The sequence below is a fragment of the Nostoc sp. genome (assembly GCF_036919595.1).
Lineage (GTDB): Bacteria > Cyanobacteriota > Cyanobacteriia > Cyanobacteriales > Nostocaceae > Nostoc.
In genome coordinates this window covers 23,954-46,036 of the sequence record NZ_JBALCO010000011.1, presented here as the reverse complement: position 1 = coordinate 46,036, position 22,083 = coordinate 23,954, and the positions used below count along the sequence as shown (strand labels likewise).

19 protein-coding genes and 3 pseudogenes are annotated in these 22,083 nt (G+C 39.9%); 10 read left to right on the top strand and 12 right to left on the bottom strand.

All coding sequences use genetic code 11. From position 1 onward, the window contains the following. Window positions 1-33: 33 nt before the first annotated feature. The 5 genes from V7K21_RS01475 to V7K21_RS01455 all read right to left on the bottom strand — a co-directional run bounded on the left by V7K21_RS01475 (window position 34) and on the right by V7K21_RS01455 (window position 6,871). Window positions 34-1,245 (bottom strand): glycosyltransferase, encoded by a 1,212-nt coding sequence (locus V7K21_RS01475; protein WP_335171062.1) that lies wholly within the window; start codon window positions 1,243-1,245, stop codon window positions 34-36. A 4-nt stretch (window positions 1,246-1,249) separates the two neighbouring features. Then, the gene (locus V7K21_RS01470; protein WP_335171060.1) at window positions 1,250-3,568 is read right to left on the bottom strand and encodes an ATP-binding cassette domain-containing protein; all 2,319 of its coding nucleotides are present in this window, start codon (window positions 3,566-3,568) and stop codon (window positions 1,250-1,252) included. 231 nt (window positions 3,569-3,799) lie between these two features. Beyond that, window positions 3,800-4,951 (bottom strand): glycosyltransferase family 4 protein, encoded by a 1,152-nt coding sequence (locus tag V7K21_RS01465; RefSeq protein ID WP_335171059.1) that lies wholly within the window; start codon window positions 4,949-4,951, stop codon window positions 3,800-3,802. Between the two features lie 109 nt (window positions 4,952-5,060). Further along, window positions 5,061-5,903: a glycosyltransferase gene (locus V7K21_RS01460; RefSeq protein WP_335171058.1), complete on the bottom strand. Its 843-nt coding sequence runs from the start codon at window positions 5,901-5,903 to the stop codon at window positions 5,061-5,063. A 44-nt stretch (window positions 5,904-5,947) separates the two neighbouring features. Further along, window positions 5,948-6,871: an alpha-1,2-fucosyltransferase gene (locus V7K21_RS01455; protein ID WP_335171057.1), complete on the bottom strand. Its 924-nt coding sequence runs from the start codon at window positions 6,869-6,871 to the stop codon at window positions 5,948-5,950. 412 nt (window positions 6,872-7,283) lie between these two features. Between V7K21_RS01455 and gloB the strand changes: the two genes are divergently transcribed. The 4 genes from gloB to V7K21_RS01435 all read left to right on the top strand — a co-directional run bounded on the left by gloB (window position 7,284) and on the right by V7K21_RS01435 (window position 11,021). Then, a complete protein-coding gene (gene gloB / locus V7K21_RS01450; RefSeq protein ID WP_335171056.1) occupies window positions 7,284-8,057 on the top strand; it encodes a hydroxyacylglutathione hydrolase in 774 nt (257 codons plus the stop codon). A gap of 233 nt (window positions 8,058-8,290) precedes the next feature. Then, window positions 8,291-8,749: a 50S ribosomal protein L9 gene (gene rplI, locus V7K21_RS01445; protein ID WP_298907546.1), complete on the top strand. Its 459-nt coding sequence runs from the start codon at window positions 8,291-8,293 to the stop codon at window positions 8,747-8,749. Between the two features lie 144 nt (window positions 8,750-8,893). Continuing rightward, on the top strand, window positions 8,894-10,255 hold the full coding sequence (gene dnaB, locus V7K21_RS01440; protein ID WP_335171055.1) for a replicative DNA helicase: 1,362 nt from the start codon (window positions 8,894-8,896) through the stop codon (window positions 10,253-10,255). 247 nt (window positions 10,256-10,502) lie between these two features. Beyond that, a complete protein-coding gene (locus V7K21_RS01435; RefSeq protein ID WP_335171054.1) occupies window positions 10,503-11,021 on the top strand; it encodes an alpha-ketoglutarate-dependent dioxygenase AlkB in 519 nt (172 codons plus the stop codon). Between the two features lie 171 nt (window positions 11,022-11,192). On the opposite strand, the gene V7K21_RS01430 is transcribed toward V7K21_RS01435, so the two are convergent. After that, window positions 11,193-11,714 carry an FKBP-type peptidyl-prolyl cis-trans isomerase gene (locus V7K21_RS01430; RefSeq protein ID WP_335171053.1) on the bottom strand — a complete coding sequence of 174 codons (522 nt, stop codon included), beginning with the start codon at window positions 11,712-11,714 and terminating at the stop codon, window positions 11,193-11,195. Between the two features lie 78 nt (window positions 11,715-11,792). After that, a complete protein-coding gene (locus V7K21_RS01425; RefSeq protein WP_273769398.1) occupies window positions 11,793-12,116 on the bottom strand; it encodes a phasin family protein in 324 nt (107 codons plus the stop codon). A 136-nt stretch (window positions 12,117-12,252) separates the two neighbouring features. On the opposite strand from V7K21_RS01425, the pseudogene V7K21_RS01420 reads away from it, so the two are divergent. Continuing rightward, window positions 12,253-12,564 (top strand): annotated as a pseudogene (locus V7K21_RS01420) (TIGR03792 family protein). A 76-nt stretch (window positions 12,565-12,640) separates the two neighbouring features. On the opposite strand, the gene V7K21_RS01415 reads toward V7K21_RS01420, so the two are convergent. Then, complete coding sequence (locus tag V7K21_RS01415; protein ID WP_335171052.1) at window positions 12,641-13,045, bottom strand: 2TM domain-containing protein; 405 nt, start codon at window positions 13,043-13,045, stop codon at window positions 12,641-12,643. A 479-nt stretch (window positions 13,046-13,524) separates the two neighbouring features. Here V7K21_RS01415 and V7K21_RS01410 point away from each other — a divergent pair, with 479 nt between their 5' ends. Then, entirely contained in the window at window positions 13,525-15,798 is a 2,274-nt protein-coding gene (locus V7K21_RS01410) for an FAD/NAD(P)-binding protein (protein ID WP_335171051.1), read from the top strand. 81 nt (window positions 15,799-15,879) lie between these two features. Next, window positions 15,880-16,119 carry a hypothetical protein gene (locus V7K21_RS01405; protein ID WP_335171050.1) on the top strand — a complete coding sequence of 80 codons (240 nt, stop codon included), beginning with the start codon at window positions 15,880-15,882 and terminating at the stop codon, window positions 16,117-16,119. On the opposite strand, the gene modA is transcribed toward V7K21_RS01405, so the two are convergent. Beyond that, complete coding sequence (modA, locus tag V7K21_RS01400) at window positions 16,116-16,523, bottom strand: molybdate ABC transporter substrate-binding protein (RefSeq protein WP_335171049.1); 408 nt, start codon at window positions 16,521-16,523, stop codon at window positions 16,116-16,118. The two genes, V7K21_RS01405 and modA, sit on opposite strands and share 4 nt — an antisense overlap. 751 nt (window positions 16,524-17,274) lie before the next feature. Between modA and V7K21_RS01395 the strand changes: the two genes are divergently transcribed. Beyond that, the gene (locus V7K21_RS01395) at window positions 17,275-17,676 is read left to right on the top strand and encodes a fasciclin domain-containing protein (protein WP_335171048.1); all 402 of its coding nucleotides are present in this window, start codon (window positions 17,275-17,277) and stop codon (window positions 17,674-17,676) included. A gap of 193 nt (window positions 17,677-17,869) precedes the next feature. On the opposite strand, the gene sfsA is transcribed toward V7K21_RS01395, so the two are convergent. Next, on the bottom strand, window positions 17,870-18,595 hold the full coding sequence (gene sfsA, locus V7K21_RS01390) for a DNA/RNA nuclease SfsA (protein ID WP_335171047.1): 726 nt from the start codon (window positions 18,593-18,595) through the stop codon (window positions 17,870-17,872). Between the two features lie 264 nt (window positions 18,596-18,859). On the opposite strand from sfsA, the gene V7K21_RS01385 reads away from it, so the two are divergent. After that, window positions 18,860-19,528 carry a 2OG-Fe dioxygenase family protein gene (locus V7K21_RS01385; RefSeq protein ID WP_335171046.1) on the top strand — a complete coding sequence of 223 codons (669 nt, stop codon included), beginning with the start codon at window positions 18,860-18,862 and terminating at the stop codon, window positions 19,526-19,528. Window positions 19,529-19,530: 2 nt separating this feature from the next. On the opposite strand, the pseudogene V7K21_RS01380 reads toward V7K21_RS01385, so the two are convergent. Next, window positions 19,531-19,935: pseudogene (locus tag V7K21_RS01380) on the bottom strand (DUF711 family protein); the annotation flags it as partial. 161 nt (window positions 19,936-20,096) lie between these two features. Next, window positions 20,097-20,246: pseudogene (locus V7K21_RS30540) on the bottom strand (transposase); the annotation flags it as partial. A 431-nt stretch (window positions 20,247-20,677) separates the two neighbouring features. Between V7K21_RS30540 and V7K21_RS01370 the strand changes: the two are divergent. Further along, window positions 20,678-21,946 carry a tetratricopeptide repeat protein gene (locus V7K21_RS01370; RefSeq protein ID WP_335171045.1) on the top strand — a complete coding sequence of 423 codons (1,269 nt, stop codon included), beginning with the start codon at window positions 20,678-20,680 and terminating at the stop codon, window positions 21,944-21,946. The last annotated feature ends 137 nt before the right edge of the window (window positions 21,947-22,083 follow it).

The following is a 22,083-nucleotide window of genomic DNA, read 5'->3' as shown; positions in this document are numbered from 1 at the left end:
TCAGTTATTTTCCCTAATTTCACCCATTTTCACTTACACAATAAGTGAGGGAAGCAGAGATTCATCAACATAACTAAGGATTTTGGCCGCTCTATTTTCCCAAGAAAACTGCTTGACAAACTCGATACTATCTGGATAACCTTCTACTTTTCTGGGATGAGTTTCTAAAACCTGTTTCAGACATTCGGCAAAATTGCTGGGGTTATCAGGCTCACACCAAGCAGTAATGGACTGAGTATCTTTAAATTCAACTAATGAAGGAATTTCTGTCGCTACAATGGGAGTTCCAGAGGCAAAGTAGTCAAATAACTTTAAGGGAGATGTGAAAGTTGCCGCTTTTCCCGAACAATGAGGGTGAGCTAAAACATCGGCTGCTTGTAGCAAAGATGCTAACTCATTATGCAAAACATATCCCAAAAATTTAATATTATGAATCTGTTTTTTTGTGACAAATTGCTGATAATATTCGACTTCTGTTGGCTTACCACCTGCACAGGCAAATTGCACATTCGGCATTTCATTAGCCACATCAATTAGTACATCAATACCTTTAAATTGCTGTAATGCTCCCGCATAAACTACTAATTTTTGGTTTTCGTCTGGCAATAGTTTTTTACGCCATTCTGCTGCTTTTTCTGGTTGTCTCTGCATAAATAAGCGATTAAAACCATTGTGCAACCTAATTACTTTTTCTGGCGGCATCCCATTTTTAATCATGCTTTCGCGGATAGTGTCTACAACTGTGACAGCAATTTGCAATAGCGGATTTGTGACAATTTCTGGCTCAAACAGCTTATCTTCATGGTGATGGTGTTCGTAAATTGCGGGAACGCCATTTTTGATGGCAGCTTTTACAAAATTCCAGTTGCGACTGTGGACAAGTTTAGTAGTTGGAAGTATGTGAAATGGTAAATAATACTTGCTTGCAATAGTGTTAGAGTCAGTAAATTTGCTCCGAAAATGATCAATTGGCCAAGGCATCGGTAAGGGAGCAACTTTTAACTTATCATGGAGGTTGTAATATTTAACAAGTTCCGTTGGTGTTTTTATCGGTTGAAAAGGACGAGCTATATTAGCTATATTAATAACTTTTGCTTTTTTGTGAGGGTATACTAAAACTGTTGAGTATCCCAAGTTGGCGGCGGCATTAGCTGCATTTGTAGACTGCACTAGATGAGCCTCTGGTTGGGGTAACTCTTCACCAATGAAAAAAATATAGTGTTCTTTTAAAGTAGAATTTTTCATAATTTTAGAGATTAATACTATCCTCAAAATTTTCTAAATTATCGAGCAGATATATAGCAGATTCATAAGTTTCAGTAATTAATCCATTTTGTTCTTCTGTAGTGGATATTAAATTATCAGCTAGAGAGCGGAGAGAGCTAAGGATGAGATTAAGAGAAGTCCGAAACTCAACGGAGATATGATTAAAGCTTTGAGAATAGGTATTTATAATATCTTGATTTTGATCAGAAATTGAGATGAATCGCCCCTTCATTTGCAAGTTGATAACATCCTCAAAAACATCTATGGTATTGAGAATTCTCCAAGCTGATTTGTAAGAGTCTTCAATTAATTCCTGCCGTTCTTGGGAATTGTCTACCAGATCATCAAGTAATAAGCGCAGGAACCCAATCATCGAGTTCAGTTGCGTCCGAATTTCGTGAGAGATGCGGAGCCAGCTTTGATTGTGTTTAGTAGCTTCAGGATATTCAGCAAATCTTTTGGAGTTTAGGCGCATTGCCTTAAGAATTTTTGTCTGAATCAAGTTTTTATTAGGGCGATCGCTAAATTGCATTGAGTACAAACGTGAGTAGTAACCACCCTTTTGTAAAAGTTTTTCATGGGTTCCTATCTCTACTACTTGTCCTTGATCTAATACGGCTATTTGATCGGCTTTTTGGACTGTGGAAAGGCGGTGAGCAATTACTAAGGTGGTGCGATCGCGACTAAGATCATCGAGTGCAGCTTGTACTAAGCGTTCAGAAACGGTATCTAAAGCGCTGGTGGCTTCATCTAAAATCAGAATTTCGGGGTTTTGGAGTAGGGCGCGGGCGATCGCTAATCTTTGCCTTTGTCCACCAGACAACATCACGCCGCGATCGCCAATCAAGGTGTCAAATTCCTGAGGCAATTTGCTAATAAACTCATAGGCATTTGCCCGCTTGGCGGCTGTAAGAATTTCATCTCCAGTAGCTTCTGGTCGTCCATAGGCAATGTTATTTCGCACCGAGTCATTAAAAAGAAAGGTATCTTGACTGACAATTCCCATTCGCTTTCGCAGGGATATAACATCGAACTCCCGCAAATCGATGCCGTCAATGGTAATACTGCCAGCGATCGGGTCATAGAATCTGGGTAAAAGGTCTGCCATAGTGGATTTCCCAGCACCAGAACTGCCTACTAATGCTAAGGTTGTGCCACGCGGTAAATATAAATTCACATCTTTGAGTACCAACTTCTCATGACCAGGGTAAGCAAAGCAAAGAAAATTAAAAGACACGCCCTCTTTTAATTTTGTATAGGGAAGCTTACCTTTGCCCATGAACGGCTTATCATGCAGGCTTAAAAACTCATTGGTAACATCTACACTGGCGGCGGTACTGGCAAAGTTGCTGCGAATAGTATTTAACTGAGAAATCAATGGCAGCACTCGCAACAGCACTAATAAATATGTCAGAAGTACGGTAGAAAGGGAAGAAACTTGGTTAGCAAAGAAGGTTTTACTTAAAAGTACAATCAGCAGTAAAGCTGTAATACCCATCACCTCACCCATAGGTGTAATCGCTTCCGAATTAACCTGAGATTCAAAATCTGCTGTTTCTCGATCGCGAATTAATTTTTTAATCCGTTGATATTCTTTTTCTTCATTTCCTGTTGCCTTTACCAATCGAATTCCGTTCAAAGTCTCTAGCACAGAGATTGAATATGCTCTAGACATCTGACTGAGTTGCTTACCAAAGTTTTTAGACCGGGAAATGGCATACTGATTTATTAACGTCACCAACGACAGCAAAAATGTAGCAGCAATTGTCAATTGCAAAGAAATTGACAGTAATAAACCGACAAAAACTAAAATTGTAATTACCAGAATAACTATCTTGACTATACTACCTATAGCACTTGCAGCCCGGCCAATTTCTCCACCAAGACAGTTGATTAAATCACCAACCTTCGTTTTGGCATAATAATCTATATCAATTTCTAGTAACAGCTTTAACCCGGTTTCGCGCATATCCGATGTCAGCTTTCGGGTTAAAGAACTCGATGTTAAGGAACTGGCATAAGTAGCTAAGTTCTTTAAAATAATTGTAAATATAATTGCCCCAGCCATTACTGCTATCCGGTAAGGTTCTGGAGTATGATCAAATGGAGATATCAACCTTTTTAGGATGGGAGGAGCGCTACTTAAATCTACTTCTTGCCCCACAATTTTTAAAACCACTGGCACAATTAAAGCTGTGCTGATCCCATTAAATAAAGCTCCAGAAAATCCTAACAATATTGTCAGCAGAATTAAACCTGGATAGGGTTTAGCGAATCTTAGTAGTAGTTTTCTGGTAGACATTGGGTATTTTTATGCAACTTTCACTTATTAATATTATTCACAAATTACTTGCAAAATTTGCTAAAGTTCAAATAAATCAAACTAAATAATTTTCATGTCTCAACTCCGTTAAAACACGGTTCCATCTACAACACCAGCTTCTAAAGATTTTGCTAGATAGAATACCAGAACTGCTGTGGCACAATGAAAGAATGAAAATCTCTTTTTCAATGCCCCACGCTCAATCAAGATTCACAACTGAGCAATTACTGACTTGAGCACAGAAGCCATAGCCTCTATGCTATAGTGTTCAACACATCTTTCTCTTGCCTTGATACCTTGCTGGTTTGCTGACTCTAAATTTTTAAATATCAATTGAATTTGTTCAGCAAGTTGTTCAGGACAAGCAGGGTCAACCAAATAACCAGTATTACCTAAAATTTGGGGAATATCTCCAACGCGCGTTGATAATACAGGTTTAGCCATTGCCATGCCATCTGTCAACTTCAGGGGAAACTGAGCGCGAGCAGTCAAAGTATCTCGCTGGGGAACAACTACAATGTGAGCAGCTGCTACAACTTTAGGCATTAATTCTACAGGGCACTTTGGTAATTTAATAATCCAACGCCCCCACTTTTGAATCAATTTCTCGTCATAATCATCGTAAGGACTACCACCCACAATCACTAATCTTAAATCTGGCTCATGCAACAAATTGAGCGCCATTAGGATGTCTTCAACCCCCTTGTGAGGTCGTGGTGCCCCAGGAAACATGAGTATTCGATACTCAGAAAGACCATAATCCGTTCTGCTAGACTCAGAATCATACTTCTGGGGGTCAAACATTGCGGTATCTTTACCATTAGGTACGTAAACACCACCGAAGCGTTTTTGGAGAAATTGAGTATCTATCGTTACTGCATCTGCTTTTGAGACTAAGTTTTCCATCCAGTTGAGATACAGTGGGTGATCTGGAAATTTCAATGCCCCATTTTTCTTGAAAATGTCGCGATAAAATTGCTTAAGACTAGGACGATATTTCCACTCATCACCTCCGTGCCAACTAAGTTCCCAATCATCCATATCTAAAATTAAAGGACGACGACCACTAAATTTTTTAAGTAGCGATAGACCAAAACTTGTAAACTTTGGTTTTACTGCATAAATAATATCTCCATCTATTTTTTGCAGGAGTTGACGAGCAGATATCAGAAATTCCGGATAATTTGTACCTGCAAGAGAAACAACTGAAATGCAAGCTGGAGGAATCGCATACAGTTCTTTCCCATAAATAAAACCAACAATCTCTACTTGATAATTAAGGCTTTGCAGTACTTGAGCTAGTAAATATGCTCGAATACTACCGCCTCCTGATAGATCACCAACAACTAATGAAACTTTCAATTGTGAAATGTTCTCCTGTCAATTTGCAATTTCAATATTAATAAATATTTAAATTTTGCCAGAGTGTCATACAGGAAAAAGACCCGTGCATATCTTTATAATGAATATGTCATTTCTTGCGCCAGGGATTTGTAACTTGGTTCGGTAAAAATACTTTAGCGAATCTGTCAAAAATCCTTGTATATAATGAACGACTAATATTTTTAGCATATTGAGGTCGATAAGGATAGGTACAGTGAAGAACTTTAATTTGTTCCTGAATATTATAAGCATCCTCCCATTTACTGAGATAATTATAGGTGGGTGGTAGGATTTTCATGTGAGGGCGTACAGATGCGATCGCAGAAGCAAAAGCCCCTTGGTCTTTTAAAAGTAATTTATCTTGGTTGTTTTTGACAATCTCAAAATAACGTTGAAATTCCTGAAAAAACACTTTAGTTACTTCTGTTTTACAAAAAGCTATCAAACCGCTATTATACTGCACACTATCTGCTTCCAAAGGTAACCCGATAGATTGCAGAATTGGCAAAACATCTTGTAAAAGGTCTTCTTGCTTTCCACGCAATAAATTTGTGGCTTTAACAATAGAAGGTTGCACATCTTCAGTTAATAGCAAATCATATTTATCTAAATATTCAAATACGTCGTTGATATCGGAAAGTAAGCAAATATCTGAATCTAAGTAAATCGTTTTATCAAACTCAGAGGCTTCATAGAGAGCCAGTTTTGCTTGACGTGATGCTAAAACAGTATTTTCATTTGCAGGTGCTGGCTTTAAAATTACATTTTTAAAAGCTTTCAGAAAAGGATAGAGTACTATTGGAACTTGGTCAATTAAAATAATGATTGGCTCTTGATGAAACTTTCTAATTGCCGCCAAAAAATGAATACAATCTTGAAAAGGGTAAAGTCCAGTTAAAATTGTAATAAATCCTCTACTTTCTGTTTTCATAAATAAGTTAAATAATTATTACTTTTAATCCTAGTTCATCAATTTTAATGTGTCCATTCCCAGACACTTTTACTCCAGTCTTCGTTATAGTAAAAAACTCCTTGCCATTGGGAAAAATGAACAAAATCTTCGATTTTTAACGTTTTATTCACATCCCTAATCATATAGAGAGGTCGCTCACCGTAAAATGATGCCCACATAGTATAACTACTAGGAGGGCCAATAATATAATCACATTCAGCTAAAGAATACATATCTTCAATTATATGATTATTGCCATAAACATAAGATAAATGTTGGAAATAATCCTCATTTTGTTCCTGATTTGAGCAAATCAAAAATGTCACTTTTTTGTTATGAAATAGTGTTTGTGCTGATTCCATAACCTTTAAATAATCTTCAACTAAATAAAAATATCTGCCATTTTGATGTTGCTGATAATCTCCATGACGGACATGGACTCCAATGAGCACATCAGTCTGGCTACGAATATTGGATATAAGTTTTCCTACATTTAACTGATACTTCTTTAAAGGTTGAAAGTAAGCACGAATTTTTCCCCCATGTTTTTGCAGATTTGATATATCATCTACAAACCATCCATCGCGAAATATCCATCCTTGAAAAAAGTTGATATACCGTGATTTTAATTCTTTTGTGATGCTTGAATTACTCCAGCTAAAGGGCTGATTCCGCTTAATATTAATTGTGTTAAAGCGTCCGCTTTCAGCTAAATAACGATTGATATTATAATAGTATTTACGTAGCAATCGGTTTCCTACAACTGAAAATTGTGTAGAAGGGTAGCAACATAACAAATCTTTATCTGTTGACGTAAAAAAATCAGCATACTCTTCAAATGCTGGGTTTAGAACTGTGAAATTATTTTCAATAGCAAATGCAAGAAAATTAGCATATAACAATAACCTGTTACCTAGTTGTCCAGATTTTGCAGAGATTACTAACACGTATAAAACCTCTAAAAATGAACAGTGATAATATTTAATCAACCTTTAATATCCAAAAGAATATATATAGAATTTTAATTCTATTAAATCTTACAGATGAAAGAAAATATCCCCAATGATTGAATCGATTTTTTGGTATCCTTATAACAGGAAATAACAAAGTAAATCTAACTTTGTATTTGCGGTTATTTCCAGAGAAAATCCACTGATAAATCCAGATAAATTTTGTTTTTTTCTGGTAAAGTTACCGTATACCTACGGTTGTATATTATCATATATTAATCAGGCTTTACATTTATACTAAACCAAGTATAAATACTTGATGTAACTTATGCAGGTAGCCTGGTTACTTGCTGAGACTTAGGATTGTTACACAATACAAAAGATTTATGTTGTAAGGGAGGCAGAGGTAATGCAGGTAATCCGTCTGGAAGCACTCTCAGACAACTACGTATTCTTGTTACATGATCGCAAACAAAATATCGCTGCTGTTGTCGATCCAGCAGAGTCTCAACCAGTATTAGAGAAACTGGCAGAATTAAAAGCTGAGTTGGTAGCAATTTTCAACACGCACCACCATAACGATCATGTGGGTGGTAATAAGCAATTAATAGAACAATTCCCCCAACTGATAGTTTATGGAGGCGCCGAGGATCGTGGTAGAATTCCGGGACAGCAGGTGTTTTTGCAACAAGGCGATCGCGTCCAGTTTGCAGACCGCATAGCTGAAGTTGTCTTCGTTCCCGGACATACCCGCGCTCACATCGTTTACTACTTTCCCCCCGAAAAAGCTGGTGAGACAGGCGATTTATTTTGCGGCGATACCTTATTTTCTGGCGGTTGCGGTCGCTTGTTTGAAGGAACAGTAACCCAAATGGTGGACTCTTTAAGCAAACTGCGCTCTCTACCCGATGATACACGCGTCTGGTGTGCCCACGAATACACCTTAAAAAATCTGCAATTTGCCCTAACTTTAGATGGCGACAATGCCGACTTACAAAGACGCTTCAATGAAGTAGAAGCTTGCCGTAGTCGAGGAGAAGCTACCATACCCTCGCTACTGGCAGTAGAGAAGCGAACCAATCCCTTTTTACGTTGGGATCAGCCATCATTACAATTAACTGTTAAGAGTAGTGATGCAGTCCAAACCTTTGCGCGTATACGGGAAATGAGAAATAACTTTTAGGCATTGGGCATGGGGCATTGGGCCCCTGCTCCCCCTGTGTTCCGTCATTCCCCACTGCCCAATCCCCCACTCCTTCAATTTTCTAGCGTTAATAGTTGCGATCGCACCCTTCCTTTCGCTACGATCTGTAAGCTTTAGGGTATAGGCAAAGAAGCTTGGAATACAGCATTGACATTGTGAGCTATCCTACCCAAACCCAAATTAATCAGATTTTACAGGAAAAACGAAAAACGATGGCGAAACGTGTGCAGTTAGTTTTAAATCAAGATATCAGCAAGCTAGGAAAATCTGGTGACTTAGTGGAAGTAGCTCCTGGCTACGCTCGTAATTATCTGATTCCCCAGAAATTGGCAACTAATGCCACTCCTGGTATTCTCAAGCAAGTAGAACGCCGTCGTGAGCAAGAGCGTCAACGGCAATTAGAACTTAGACAACAAGCTCTTGAGCAAAAAGAATCTTTAGAAAAAGTTGGCAGCTTGACAATTGCCAAGCAAGTTGGTGAAAACGAAGCAATTTTCGGTACTATCACTACCCAAGATGTTGCAGATGCCATTAAGGCAGCCACTGGTCAAGAAGTTGATCGGCGGGGAATTACCATCCCCGATATTAACCACCTTGGTACTTATCAAGCCGAAATCAAGCTGTATTTGGAAGTAGCGGCACAACTAGATATTCAAGTCGTCGCTAGCTAAAAGACAGCAAAAGGAGCAAAAGGAGCAAAAGGAGCAGAGCAAGCAGGGGTAGCAGGGGTAAATAACAACTCCTAACTCTTATACAGACGCGATTAATCGCGTCTCTACTCCCGACTAGCTTTCATCTCAAAACTAAAATCGTTTATGGCTGAAGAACTGAGTTTTCAAGGGCTAGGTAGCGATGCCTACGGCGGTAAACTACGCGTACCACCCCAAAATATCGAGGCGGAAGAAGCTATTTTGGGGGGTATTTTGCTAGATCCAGAAGCGATTAGTCGAGTTAGCGATCGCCTCCTTCCAGAAGCTTTTTACATTAGCGCTCACAAAGATATTTATCAAGCAGCTGTGAGGCTCCACGCCCAAGGTAAACCCACAGACTTGCTCTCTGTCACCAGTTGGCTGACTGACCATGAGATCCTTGCCCGTATTGGTGGTAGAAATAAGTTAGCAACTCTGGTAGACCGCACAGTGTCAGCTGTGAACATCGACGCCTTAGCAGGGTTAGTGATGGAAAAATACCTGCGGCGACAGTTAATTAAAGCTGGCAATGAAATTGTACATCTTGGTTACGAGACAGAAACCGAGTTACCAACTGTTTTAGATCAGGCAGAACAGAAGGTCTTCGGGGTTACTCAAGAACGTCCCCAATCGGGTTTAGTTCATATTTCTGATACTCTAATTAATAATTTCCAGGATATTGAGGATCGAAATCAAGGCATCGCCTTACCTGGAATTCCCTGCGGATTTTACGATTTAGATGCCATGACCAGCGGCTTTCAACGATCTGATTTGATTATTGTCGCGGGGCGCCCATCAATGGGGAAAACGGCCTTCTGCTTGAACCTAGCTCATAACATCGCCGCTTCTTATAAATTACCAGTTGCTGTTTTCAGCTTGGAAATGTCTAAAGAGCAACTGACACAACGCCTATTAGCTAGCGAGGCGCAAATTGAAAGTACTTATCTGCGAACTGGACGCCTGAGCCAAACACAGTGGGAACCTTTAAGCCGTGCTATTGGTATCCTCTCAGAGATGCCAATTTATATTGACGACACGCCAAATATTACAGTTACACAAATGCGTAGTCAGGCAAGAAGACTACAAGCTGAACTTGGAACTGAATTAGGATTAATTGTAATAGATTACTTACAATTGATGGAAGGAGCAGGCGATAATCGAGTTCAAGAATTATCAAAAATTACGCGTCAACTTAAAGGTTTAGCACGCGAATTATCTGTACCAGTTATTGCTTTATCTCAATTGAGTCGAGGGGTGGAAGCGCGTACTAACAAGCGTCCGATGTTGTCAGATTTGAGAGAATCGGGTTCGATCGAACAGGACGCAGATTTGGTAATAATGTTGTACCGCGATGAATATTACTCTCCAGATACTCCCGATCGCGGTATTGCAGAAGTAATTATAGCTAAACATCGCAATGGACCTACAGGGACTGCAAAACTTTTGTTCAATCCACAGTTTACAAAGTTTCAAAATTTAAAAATTTAGCCAGACTAAATAATTATTTAAATCAATACCTTCGCCAAAGATAGACTACCTCTATCTTTGGCCGAAATAGCCCAACACAAGAGCGTGCAATCCTCTTAGGCAAATATCCTAGTGTAGATTATTCAGAATATTTAATCGAGGGCTTGTTGATGAAACCATCAGGCTGGATACAATAGGAAATAACTGCAACAGAATTTTATATTTATGATTTAAAAGATTAAACCGTAACAAGATTTTTATTTGAGCAATGAACGAGCCTGATTTACTCATTAATGATGAATTTTTGCCGAATAGTCATTCTCTATTTGATAGTCTTATATCCATAACTAACTGGGATGAGCGTATACGGGCGCGAAAAACAGCCAGCTTTGGTTCCCCATATAACTACTCAAACATTTCTTATGAATCATGCCCGATGCTGGATGAGTTACTTCCTATTATTGATAGGCTTGAAAAAAACTTTGGGTTTCGACCGAACAACTGTTTAGTCAATTATTACACAAATGGTAACTCAACAATGGGATTTCACTCCGACTCAATTGATGAACTCATGCAGAATACTGGTATCTCTATTATTTCGTTAGGGGCTGAAAGAATAATTACATTTCAGAATAAACAAGACAAAAGCATAGAATATAGTTACTTACTTAAAAGTGGTTCTTTACTTTTTATGCCTCAAAAGACGCAGCAAGATTGGAAGCATGGAATTCTCAAGCAACCAGAAATATTCGGGCGTATCAGTCTGACGTTTAGGTTGTTGGTATAGTCGCGGCAGTTTGATCAAAGTTACAGATACTTTTTCTCACGTTTTCTAGCTGTACTTCTGCCCCATCTATACTCTGAAATATCTAATTTATTTAATAGGGCATTGAGAACAGAGAAAATAGAAACTTCTTTTAATAATTCCCTCTCGTCCCCATTCCCCATGCCCTAGTTCCTACTTAACTCCCAGCAATTCCACATCAAACAGCAGAGTTGCATTGGGCGGAATCACACCACCAGCGCCACGAGAGCCATAACCTAACTCTGGAGGGATGATTAACTGACGACGACCGCCTACTTTCATAGTGCTAAGTCCTTCATCCCAACCTTTGATTACTTGTCCGACGCCAATTTTAAAGCTGAAGGGTTGACCGCGATCGCGTGAACTATCAAACTTAGTACCATCTTCTAGAGTGCCGATATAGTGAACTTCAACCGTTTGTCCAGGTTGAGGAGTCGCCCCAGTCCCCTCTTTTAACTCGACATACTTTAATCCAGAGGGGGTAGTTACAGCATTGGCATCAGACATAGTATTACTCGCAATTAAGATATTGTTTTCAGTTACAGTTGTGGGCGCTGACGACGTTTGGGTTAACTGGGCAGCAATGGCAGTATTCTGTTTACTGCCTACTTGCCCCACAATCAACAGCACAACACACACCAGCATGAACGCCACGCTGAGGAAAATTGGTTTCAAAATCAGTTCTCCTTACTTAGGTATCCTGGCAAAAACATTACCAACAGGACACAATTAGTTTAAATCAGAAAGGACATCCTAACGCCAAAGCTTATTTTCCAAATCGCGCAATTGACGCTCTAAACGGTCAATTCTACCCCGCAGTTCATCCACTTCCGACTGACGAGCTACCCCCAAATCCTGCATCATATTTCGCATTTGCCGTTGCATTTGGACATCGAAGTTTCCCTGTTCTGACTTTAACTGCTGGGCAATATCATCTATTACCGCCTTGGCTTGCTCAGGATTGAGCTTACCGTCTTTAACTAAATCATCGCTGACTTGGCGCAGTTTTTCTGCTACTAAAGACGTTGTGCCAAGGCCCACCATCATTAACTGTTGCAACCAGTTGTTGTTGTCCATACTCCCCTTCCTCTTACTTATTTCAAACCAGCCGACCCTTGCTCCTGAGTGTAGGCAATCAAGCTATGCTAAAAGCGTAGTTATTCTAGCCTACAGCTCTATTTTGGCAAATTAGTAAACACAGGGTTCAAAGGGCGTGGTTATAGAACTCCTCAAGTTTAAGGTTGTCCCGGATTTGCAGGAAGATTTTATCCAGAAGGACGCACAAATTTGGACAACAGAGCTGGCTGAATATGCTAGATTTCTCGGTAAACAGGTTTGGATCAGCCACAATCACCACACAGAAGTTCTCGTGATCATTTGTTGGGCAACGCGGTAACAGTGGAAAGCCCTACCCCAAGCAGATTTGCAGCCTATTGAAGATAAATTCATTCCAGCACTGGGAGAATTTTATCCAATAGTGGAATCAGCAGAGTATCAAGTACGGAAATTCCCCATTTGTAGGTGAAAGATTACTCTCAACTCGTAGAGGCGTATAGCTATGCGTTGGTGTCTCCATTTTTCAAAGTAGAGAGAAGTTAAATTTATGCACGCCATTTCTGAAAGGCTATCTCGTAATCCTCTGTTTTAGTCTGATAAACACTCCACCAATGAAAAAATAGTCCTAACCCCCAGCCTATAACTGGGAAAATAGCCCAAAAATAACTAGGACTAGTTATTAAATTCAAGAGAATGAGAAATAAATTCACTGTTAGGAAGGAAACAAAATGTGTCCAAAATTCTCTGCGTTGGAAAGTATTAAATGTGCGTCGTGACCGTTCCTCTTCTTGTTGAGCTAACCACTTTTGTTCTGTTGTTTCCAAAATATTAGAAGAAATACCTAACTCAGACGCCATTTCTACAAGCTGTTCTCGTGAAAATTCACTTTCCTGTTTACGAGTGAGTGCTAATTGAAGGATTTGTTGCACATCTTCGGAATCGTACGTCATTTTAATTACCTTATAAGTTTGTGTGTAAATGTGCTTTTTATTTCACGAAGCTTTTGATAGGCTTCGTTCAATTGAGTTAGCGATCGCCTCCACATTTGCACCCAAGATTTAGTTAAATTCACAACCTTATTATTTTCTCACAATCGATTTAGGGCTACTGTATTTGTCAATACCTCTATATTGCTTTAATGACATTAAGCCAAACATTATCTAAAACTCGAATACTAGAAGTGTCAGAAAATATTGACAATTGTAGAGGTAAAATTTTCGCTTTTGAAGGGGTTTTTTGATGTTAACTAAAAACCACGGCATTTGCATCGGATTTGGATGCAATAGACACATCAATGTTAGATAAATAGTTTAAAAACCTTGTCTCGTCTAGATTTTAGTTTGTGTAATCTAACGATCGCCACTCTCTCGATTTACAGAATTGGACACTTAAGTGCAATTCCCACTTATTCATGTGTGTATGTGGTTTTTTGAGTCAATTCATCCGCCTAACAGCTTACGACAAGCGGAAATTTCAATTTATCGGCGGTAAATTAATGAGTAGAAAGCAGCAAGTGCAACTCACATGTCTTATGAACAACAGTATTTTTAACCTAACCGTCTCTCCAGTTGCGATCGCCATCATTGGTGGTGGCTTTAGCGGTTCTCTGGTTGCAGCCAATCTTTTACGCAACGCAACCATGCCACTGTCCATCAAGTTGATTGAACGTAATTCTGAAATAGGTAGAGGAGTTGCTTACGGGACACCAGTGGACTGTCACTTGCTGAATGTGCCAGCGGATAAGATGAGCGCATTTGGTGATCAACCAAATCACTTCCTGAATTGGCTGCACAAAAATGGTCATGAACAGGCAACTCCATCTACCTTCGTTCCACGTCGGGTTTATGGGGATTATGTGCAGGCGACTTTAAAAGCAGCACAGGTAAATGCAGCAGCTAATGTGCAGCTAGAGAAGATTGTGGATGAAGCGATCGCCATCGAAACTAAACCGAGCAACACAATAGTGTACCTGAGCAGTGGTCAATGTTTGCATGTGCAAAAGGCGGTGTTAGCGTTGGGCAATTTCCCCGCAATTCTGCCTAGACCAATTGCTACTCTCAAGAACGACCATGTTAAAGATGCTTGGTCTGCTGATGCGATCGCTGACTTAAATCCAGAGGATGCTATTCTGCTGGTGGGCACTGGGTTAACAATGGTAGATGCGGTTGTTGCCTTGCACCATCAAGGGTTCCAGGGACAAATTCATACCGTCTCGCGCCACGGATTAATGCCCTATAGCCACAAATCAACAACTCCTTATCCAGCATTTCTTGATGTAGAAACTGCACCAAAAACGGCGCGAGGACTGCTTCATGTGGTACGTCAAGAACTGCGCGAGGCTCTTACTCAAGGACACGCCAGTTCCTACAACAACGGACTGGCTCAAGATTGGCGAGCAGTAATTGATGCCATCCGTCCAATTATTTCAGAACTTTGGCAAGCACTGCCATTGCCGGAACAGAAGCGATTTCTGCGCCATGTCAAAGCTTACTGGGAAGTTCACCGTCATCGGATTGCTGAAGAAATTGCCGAAGTACTGGATGCTGCAATGGAGTCTGGTCAACTGATCCATTACGCAGGTCGGATTCAAAGTTGTCAGGAGTTTGAGAATGGAGTGAATGTGAAAATCTGTGAACGGGGGACGCACAAAGATATCGTTTTGCGAGTTAAGCGGATTGTCAACTGCACCGGCGCAAATTGTGATTACCTCAAATTGCAGCACCCATTGGTCGCTAGCCTCCAAGAACAACGGCTGATCCGTCCTAACACATTGTCAATGGGAATCGACACTGCCCTAAATGGTGCGCTGATTGATGCAGATGGAAATGTATCTCAAATGCTGTACACCTTGGGGACACCGCGCAAGGGCAATCTTTGGGAAACCACCGCTGTTCCTGAAATTCGGGTTCAAGCAGCAAATTTGGCACAGGAGTTACTGAAATCTCTCAATCCAAAACCCGATGCTACTACTTTGGCGTTGAAGAAACCTGCTATGTTATTTCGTCAATTATTCGATAAAGAATCTTGTACTTATACTTACCTAATAGCCGACCCAGAAACCAAAACAGCTATCCTAATTGATCCTGTATTAGAGCAGGTCGAACGTGATCTTCAGATATTGCGACAATTGGGGCTGACCCTAAACTATTGTCTGGAAACTCACATCCATGCTGACCACATCACTGGCACAGACAGACTCAGATCACTTACGAGTTGTTTAGGGATTGTGCCTGAGAATGCCGCGGCTACCTGTGCAGACCAGTACATTGCCGATGGAAATATGTTGGAATTTGGGAACGTGCAGATTCGGGCGATCGCTACCCCTGGTCACACTGACAGCCACATGACATACTTAGTCAACGACACTCATCTATTAACTGGAGATGCCCTGTTCATCCGGGGTTGCGGTCGTACCGACTTCCAAAGCGGCGACGCTGGATCACTGTATGATGCCGTTACTCAGAAGCTATTCACATTACCGGATGACACCTTGGTATATCCTGGTCACGACTACCAAGGACAGACAGTATCCACCATTGGCGAGGAAAAGTGCTGGAATCCTCGGTTTGCAGGACGCAGCCGCAACCAGTTCATCGAATTAATGAAAAACCTCAACTTACCCAAACCTAAAAAGATGCTGGAAGCTGTACCTGCAAACCAGCATTGTGGCAAAGTTCTAGCTGCATTGGACTATCAAATTTGAAAATTTAGCTATGAAAAGGGTAAGCCGATGTCTACAACAAGCTATTTGGTGACGCACTTTTTCTATTGAGATTATATGGCGATGTCTAACGACAAGCCGCTGCGCGTCTACGCTCTGTTGTTTTCTGAGAGAGTTATTCTTTCTAACTCAGGACTTACGCAAGAACTCTCTGAAACTCTTATTCCTTTGTGTCCTACCCTGCGGGAAGCCACTTCGTGTCTATGCGTCCTTTGCGGTAGCCTGCGGCAAGCCGCTTCTCTAGGAGAGGCTGCGCCAACGCGTCTACGTTTTATCATGATTTTGCGTAAGTCCTGTAACTAATTGCTTCTAATTGCCTTCTTTAATGTCGTAGGAACAATCAAAACTAGACTGTTTTTGACGACGTTTTTACGAGTACCTGCAACCAATTTACTTGGAGTTGAATTCTGCAAAACATTTATTTGGTCGTTGGCAGCAGAAATGAAAATATCTGCTGGTGCTCCTGCTTGTATTTGCTTGAGCAACGTACCAGAAGCACCAAATGTATAGACAACGTTGACACCTGGGTTAGCATTTTGGTACTGAGTCTTAATGGTATTCAGCACATTTGTTAAGCTGACAGCCGCATACACGTTAAGTGTAGTTGCGGAACTTGCTGGTGAAAAATTGACAAACTGTAAGCCAATTACCAACATCATGCTGGTAATTGCCGTAGCAATCCAAGTAATAAGTCTTCTTCTGTTCATGAAAGTCATAGTTTGGGGAAAATATTACCTAAGGATCTTATTGCTCACACACATAATTTACGTACAGGCAACGAAAAAACCGATCATATAGAAGGAAGGCAGAGGATACGGATAAACGAGGTTTGAGAGGGTTTTTGCGTAAGTCCTACGCATAATCAATTCTGGAAATAAACGACCAATCGCAATTGCTAAAAGCATTAGTGTGATGGAAATTTATTGTTTCCAGGTAGGATTACAGAAACGGCGAGTGAAATGTATTTAGTGATGAAATATTATCAGTTAAATACGCTCATTACCAATATTTTTGGTTAATAAACCCTGACAATAGGGCAAATGCATTTATGCTAAATATTATAAAAAAAGCTAGGTTGATTGTGTGGCAGGAGTTTTGTCATAAGTTTATCGGCTAAATTCTAAATAATTAAAATTTTTGTAATACCAATATTTTAAAAATGAGGCGCGTTTCCCAATTTATATACTAATTTATTTGGTAATTAAATTGCTGCGTTGATACTACTCAACAGGCATCGCCCCTACATCTGTGTAGAAGAAAAAGGAGCGCTTGCATCCAAAAGTGCTTGTATAGCAACCGCCTGGATCAATTTCATATAATTCTCTGTTTAGATAAAAATATTTACAATTTTTAATCATAGCAATAAAACATTTTGTTTAACATGCATCTAACGATAGATAGATTTTATAAAATAAATAGTCTAGATTTGTAACAGATTACACAGAACTAGGTAAACACATGGCCAACATAGTTGACACTGCCACTAATAATGGTTCTTTCACGACACTAGTTGCAGCAATCCAAGCTGCTGGTTTGGTAGATACACTGAAAGGTCCTGGTCCATTCACTGTCTTCGCACCCACTGATGAAGCGTTTAACAAGCTTCCAGCAGGTACAGTAGACGCATTACTTCAAGACATTCCAAAGCTCAAGAAAATCTTGACCTATCATGTTGTCTCAGGTAAGGTACTAGCTGCTGATGTAGTTAAACTGAAGACAGCTACAACAGTTGAAGGTTCAGATGTAAAAATTGACGCTTCTAATGGCGTTAAGATCAATGATGCAAAAGTTGCAACACCAGATGTTGCTGCTGATAATGGTGTCATCCACGTCATTGATACAGTTTTGATTCCTGCATAAGTAAACCTCACAATAGCGAATGCTATTTGTGGGGCGACTACCTATAGTCGTTTGTTGATAACAGTCTGGTTGGATGTCTTTTAGTAAACACCAACTACCAATAAATCCATCTAGATATTGTCTAGATGGATTTATTGTTTCATGCGTTTAGAGACATTGGATTGCAACGTCTCTAGTGTTTGATTAGATGTAATCAAATTTTTAGTTTTGCCAAACCCAAATAACGGATACCTTCGGGGGAAATGTCAAAACGGCAAGGTAAGACTTCTAAACCAAGTGTGATCGCATCCCGTAATAATTTACCATATACAGGATCTGTGCGATCGCCAGGGGAAAACTCAGTACAATCACTGCGATTGATAAAGTAAAGCATCACCGCACGAGTTAGAGGTAGTAGCGCCATTAGTTCTCGCAAGTGCTTTTGTCCTCTTGTAGTCTCCGTATCAGGAAATAGGGCTAATCTCCCCTCAGACAAAGTTGTATTTTTCACTTCTAAATAAATCGGGCGTTCCTCATTACTCCCCATCAAGAAAAAATCCACTCGACTTTTTTTATCTAGTCCATAAACCACCTCGCCCTTGATTTGACTATAGTCGCCCAATTCTGGGAAAAGGTGTTTCGCCAAAGCTATCTTTACCACCCGATTGGGTAGAAAAGTATTTATACCTACCCAAGTCGGCTGGTTATCATCTACCTGAATTAGTTCTAAAGTGTAAGCCAATTTGCGGTTAAGATTATCGCTTTTGGAAAGCTGTACCGCACTTTGGGGAGTCGATACTCCAGTCATTGGCCCTGTATTTGGACAGTGTGCTGTCACTATTTCGCCAGAAGTAAGTTGAACGTCAGCAAAAAACCGCTTGTAGCGTTTTAGCAGAATACCCGGATACAAAGGTGGGTAACGGTAAAGCCAATCAATCATTATGGAACCTTGTTGCTGCTAGTAAATATACGTCGATTTCTTCCCCACCGAACGCCCATCAGTAAATCTTTTCAGCAGCTACTTATACACCCATGAGTATTACTCCACCCTGTGACAGAATGTGAGTAACTTTATATATCACAAAGAGTCAAATTTTGTAGTTAAATTGACAACATCTTAATAAAAAGTAGCATATACTAGGTGTTATAAGCCTCCCATAAAGAAAAATTTGGGAGAATTTCAATGTGCAAGGAGGTAAATCCTATGCAAAAAGTGTGGACAGCAACGGAATTAGAATATGCTTTTCTGTTTACTCTTAGAAAGGTAAATTCGATCAATCCAGAAGGCTTCAAGCCATTTTTTAGTAATATGCCTATTGACCCTTATATCAAAGGCAACTATCGTTCGAGAAGATTATCTCGGTTCACAGTCTCTGGAAATGAGTTAATCAAATTACCTCATGGCTACTTCTTTCAAAGTAAAGAGTATAATCGATTAGTGGGTGATGTAAAAAGAGAGTTTGCAGAATTAGATGATGAACTCATAGAACTTGATATTTTCAGAAATCTTGTCTTAGCATTTAGTGATTCTTGTAAACTTCATCCAGAAGCTGAAATCGGTGTTCATCAAATTAGAATTATTTGTTCACCAGATAATTCAGCTAATCCAGCGCCTGAAGGTATCCATCAAGATGGTACTGATTTTATTGGTATCTTCTCAGTAGATAGAGATAATATTGAAGGTGGAGAAACACATTTGTATACTGCGAAAAAAGAAAAGCCTGTATTTAGCAAAGTTCTAAATCCGGGGGAACTTTTATTGGTTAATGACCATGATTTTTTCCACTTCGCCAATCCCATAAAACCAAAAACTGACGCTCAAGGAAGTTGGGATATTTTTGTACTAACTTCTCCTAGCTTGCTTTCAGAATAATTTTAGTTAACTGTAAATATTTTACAATCTACGAGATATGGGGAATTGAATGTAGTCATTTCCCCAGCTTTTTTATTTGGAATTGGAAATAATCCGGCTGGTAGTGGTTTATCTAACTTGATACCTAAAGTTGCCATATCAATTAATAAAGCTGCAATTGCTTCAATTGTGATATCATCACCTGGAATTGGAACTGTATCCAGTCCACAACCATAAACTGCTGAATATAATAAATTTGTAATATCATAGGCTTGCTCGTTAGCTCTGGTAGTTAATCCAACATCTTCACAAACTGGAAGCATCAGTCCAGAGTAACCACAGATTTTTACTGATACATTTTTCAATACACGAGTCAGCATCTCAGAAATTGCGAGAGTTCCCCAACACCCAAACTTGCCACTCATCAATTAAGAGTCACACGCTTATTTTTGTTAATAACATATAAAGTTGCTCAAGAAGTAAAATGAATAAGTACCAGATTTAGATTGACTTCGATATATCTAAGGCGCTTCTGATGAATTTGCCTCAACATAGTAGCAGATTAAATTTAAATCAATAGGGCGTGTCATCAGTTGAGCCAAATCACCGTAGCAGCGAGGTAAATTGCACTGAGAAAATTGACTTTGAGTTTGTCATAGCGGGTGGCGATCGCACGGTACTGCTTGAGTTTGGCTCATATGTTTTCAATTAAGTGACGGGCTTTGTACAAGTCTTTGTCATAATCGCGCTTAGTGGTGCGATTACGCTTGGAGGGAATGACAGGAGTCTTGTGTTGTGCTTGAAGAACATTGATTACTCGTGCATCAGCATCGTATCCTTTGTCTGCTAACACAGTGTCCGTTTTCAAGTCAGGCAACAGTAAGACTTAAAATCCGTTGGAACAAAGGAGTATACAAACTTAGTCATTCGTGGAATGCAAGAGTCAAACCATTGCAAATACCTTGGCATAGCCAGTTGTAGCGAAGCTTCAAAAGTTTGTGGTTTACTGATTTATAACAACTTAGGGTGGAGTGTTCGTTTCAATTCACTGAAAATATGAAATGAAGCAAAGCCACGTTGAATACTTAGAATATTAAAGGTAAGTGGATAGGTTAGGCTACGAAACAAGCCTGCTGGAATTCAACTAACTGAATCAACTAAACAAATGCCATGAATGACGAATTATACAATAGAGGATTGGAAAAGGCTAGGCGAAAAGACTACGCTGGAGCAATTGAAGAATTTAACCATGCTTTAGAACTAACAGCTTACTTTCCCGAAGCATACTTGCAACGGGGTTTGGCACATTATGACTTAGGAGCAATCCTGAATGCTGTTTCAGATTATACCGAAGCCCTGAAGCTTAATCCTGAAAGTGTGGAGGCATATTATTGTCGTGGATTAGCAAGGGTAACGCTGAAAAATCTGCCGGGGGCGCTGGAGGATGTTGAACGCGCTATTGGTCTTAATCTCAATTATGCTGCTGCTTATAATCTGCGGGGAATAGTACGGCGCAAACAGGGTTATATTCAAGATGCGATCGCTAACTTTAAAAAAGCTGCACAATTATATTTAGAACAACAGGATAAAGACAATTGTCGTCTGTGTCTGGAACAAATTAAACAGCTACAACCCAAAGAATTACCTGTTGTACAGCAATCGCATTCTACCAATACGCCAATTTTATCCACCAATGATTATTTTAGGCAATTATTAGAAAAGGCTGAAAAGGGAGATACACAAGAGGCACTCGCCGATTTAAATTGGGTATTAAAAGCCGATCCGCAAGATGCCCAAGCTTACTGCTGTCGTGGGGTTGTGCGTTGTAAAATGGGGAATTATCGAGAAGCGATCGCAGATTTTAATCAAGCATTGCGATTAAATTTTCAAGATGCGATTGTCTATCGCAACCGTGGCAAAGCCCGTTCTGTATTGGGAGATCATCAAGGTGCGATCGCGGATCTTAACCAAGCACTCCAGATGCAACCGGAAGATCCTTTAGTCTATATTGCCAGAGGTAATGCCTATCGGACAACGGGCAATTATCTCGGTGCAATTCAAGATTACACCCAAGCGCTGCAAATTAATCCCGATGATGCTCAAGCTTACTACAATCGCGGCATTGCCTATACTTGCTTAGAAGAAATGCAAAATGCTCTGGAAGATTATCAACGGGCGGCGAGTATCTTTTGTGAACAAGAAGACTGGGTAAATTACCAACAAGTCTTAAGTAGCCTTGAAAAAATCCAGAAATTTAGTCCAGAGCCAAAAAAGCAAAAATATAACCTGCTACGTCAGCGACTTTTGCGAATGGTTGGGGGATATTGGGAAATTGCCGAACGATTGATTCAGCAGAAACAAGATAATTATCCTGGGATGTCAGACGAGTGGTATTTGCAAAAAGTGATTGATGATTTAGAACGCGATCGCGGTAGATAAAATATAAATGCCACTATATACGTAAGGTTAATAGTCAATACTTGCTTTCTGTAGTTACACCACTTCTTCCGCTGCTACTCAAGTTAGGAGAGTACTATTTTAAGCGCATGGTTGTAAAGTAAGTTAAACTGACATAT

What these genes read in the sequence shown, in the direction of transcription:
- V7K21_RS01435 (WP_335171054.1), top strand. Translation starts at nt 10,503, where the DNA reads ATGAACGAGCCTGATTTACTCATTAATGATGAATTTTTGCCGAATAGT.
- sfsA (WP_335171047.1), bottom strand. Translation starts at nt 18,595, where the DNA reads ATGATTGATTGGCTTTACCGTTACCCACCTTTGTATCCGGGTATTCTG.
- V7K21_RS01370 (WP_335171045.1), top strand. Translation starts at nt 20,678, where the DNA reads ATGAATGACGAATTATACAATAGAGGATTGGAAAAGGCTAGGCGAAAA.
- rplI (WP_298907546.1), top strand. Translation starts at nt 8,291, where the DNA reads ATGGCGAAACGTGTGCAGTTAGTTTTAAATCAAGATATCAGCAAGCTA.
- V7K21_RS01395 (WP_335171048.1), top strand. Translation starts at nt 17,275, where the DNA reads ATGGCCAACATAGTTGACACTGCCACTAATAATGGTTCTTTCACGACA.
- V7K21_RS01405 (WP_335171050.1), top strand. Translation starts at nt 15,880, where the DNA reads ATGTCTAACGACAAGCCGCTGCGCGTCTACGCTCTGTTGTTTTCTGAG.
- gloB (WP_335171056.1), top strand. Translation starts at nt 7,284, where the DNA reads ATGCAGGTAATCCGTCTGGAAGCACTCTCAGACAACTACGTATTCTTG.
- V7K21_RS01470 (WP_335171060.1), bottom strand. Translation starts at nt 3,568, where the DNA reads ATGTCTACCAGAAAACTACTACTAAGATTCGCTAAACCCTATCCAGGT.
- modA (WP_335171049.1), bottom strand. Translation starts at nt 16,523, where the DNA reads ATGAACAGAAGAAGACTTATTACTTGGATTGCTACGGCAATTACCAGC.
- dnaB (WP_335171055.1), top strand. Translation starts at nt 8,894, where the DNA reads ATGGCTGAAGAACTGAGTTTTCAAGGGCTAGGTAGCGATGCCTACGGC.
- V7K21_RS01475 (WP_335171062.1), bottom strand. Translation starts at nt 1,245, where the DNA reads ATGAAAAATTCTACTTTAAAAGAACACTATATTTTTTTCATTGGTGAA.
- V7K21_RS01415 (WP_335171052.1), bottom strand. Translation starts at nt 13,045, where the DNA reads ATGACGTACGATTCCGAAGATGTGCAACAAATCCTTCAATTAGCACTC.
- V7K21_RS01460 (WP_335171058.1), bottom strand. Translation starts at nt 5,903, where the DNA reads ATGAAAACAGAAAGTAGAGGATTTATTACAATTTTAACTGGACTTTAC.
- V7K21_RS01425 (WP_273769398.1), bottom strand. Translation starts at nt 12,116, where the DNA reads ATGGACAACAACAACTGGTTGCAACAGTTAATGATGGTGGGCCTTGGC.
- V7K21_RS01385 (WP_335171046.1), top strand. Translation starts at nt 18,860, where the DNA reads ATGCAAAAAGTGTGGACAGCAACGGAATTAGAATATGCTTTTCTGTTT.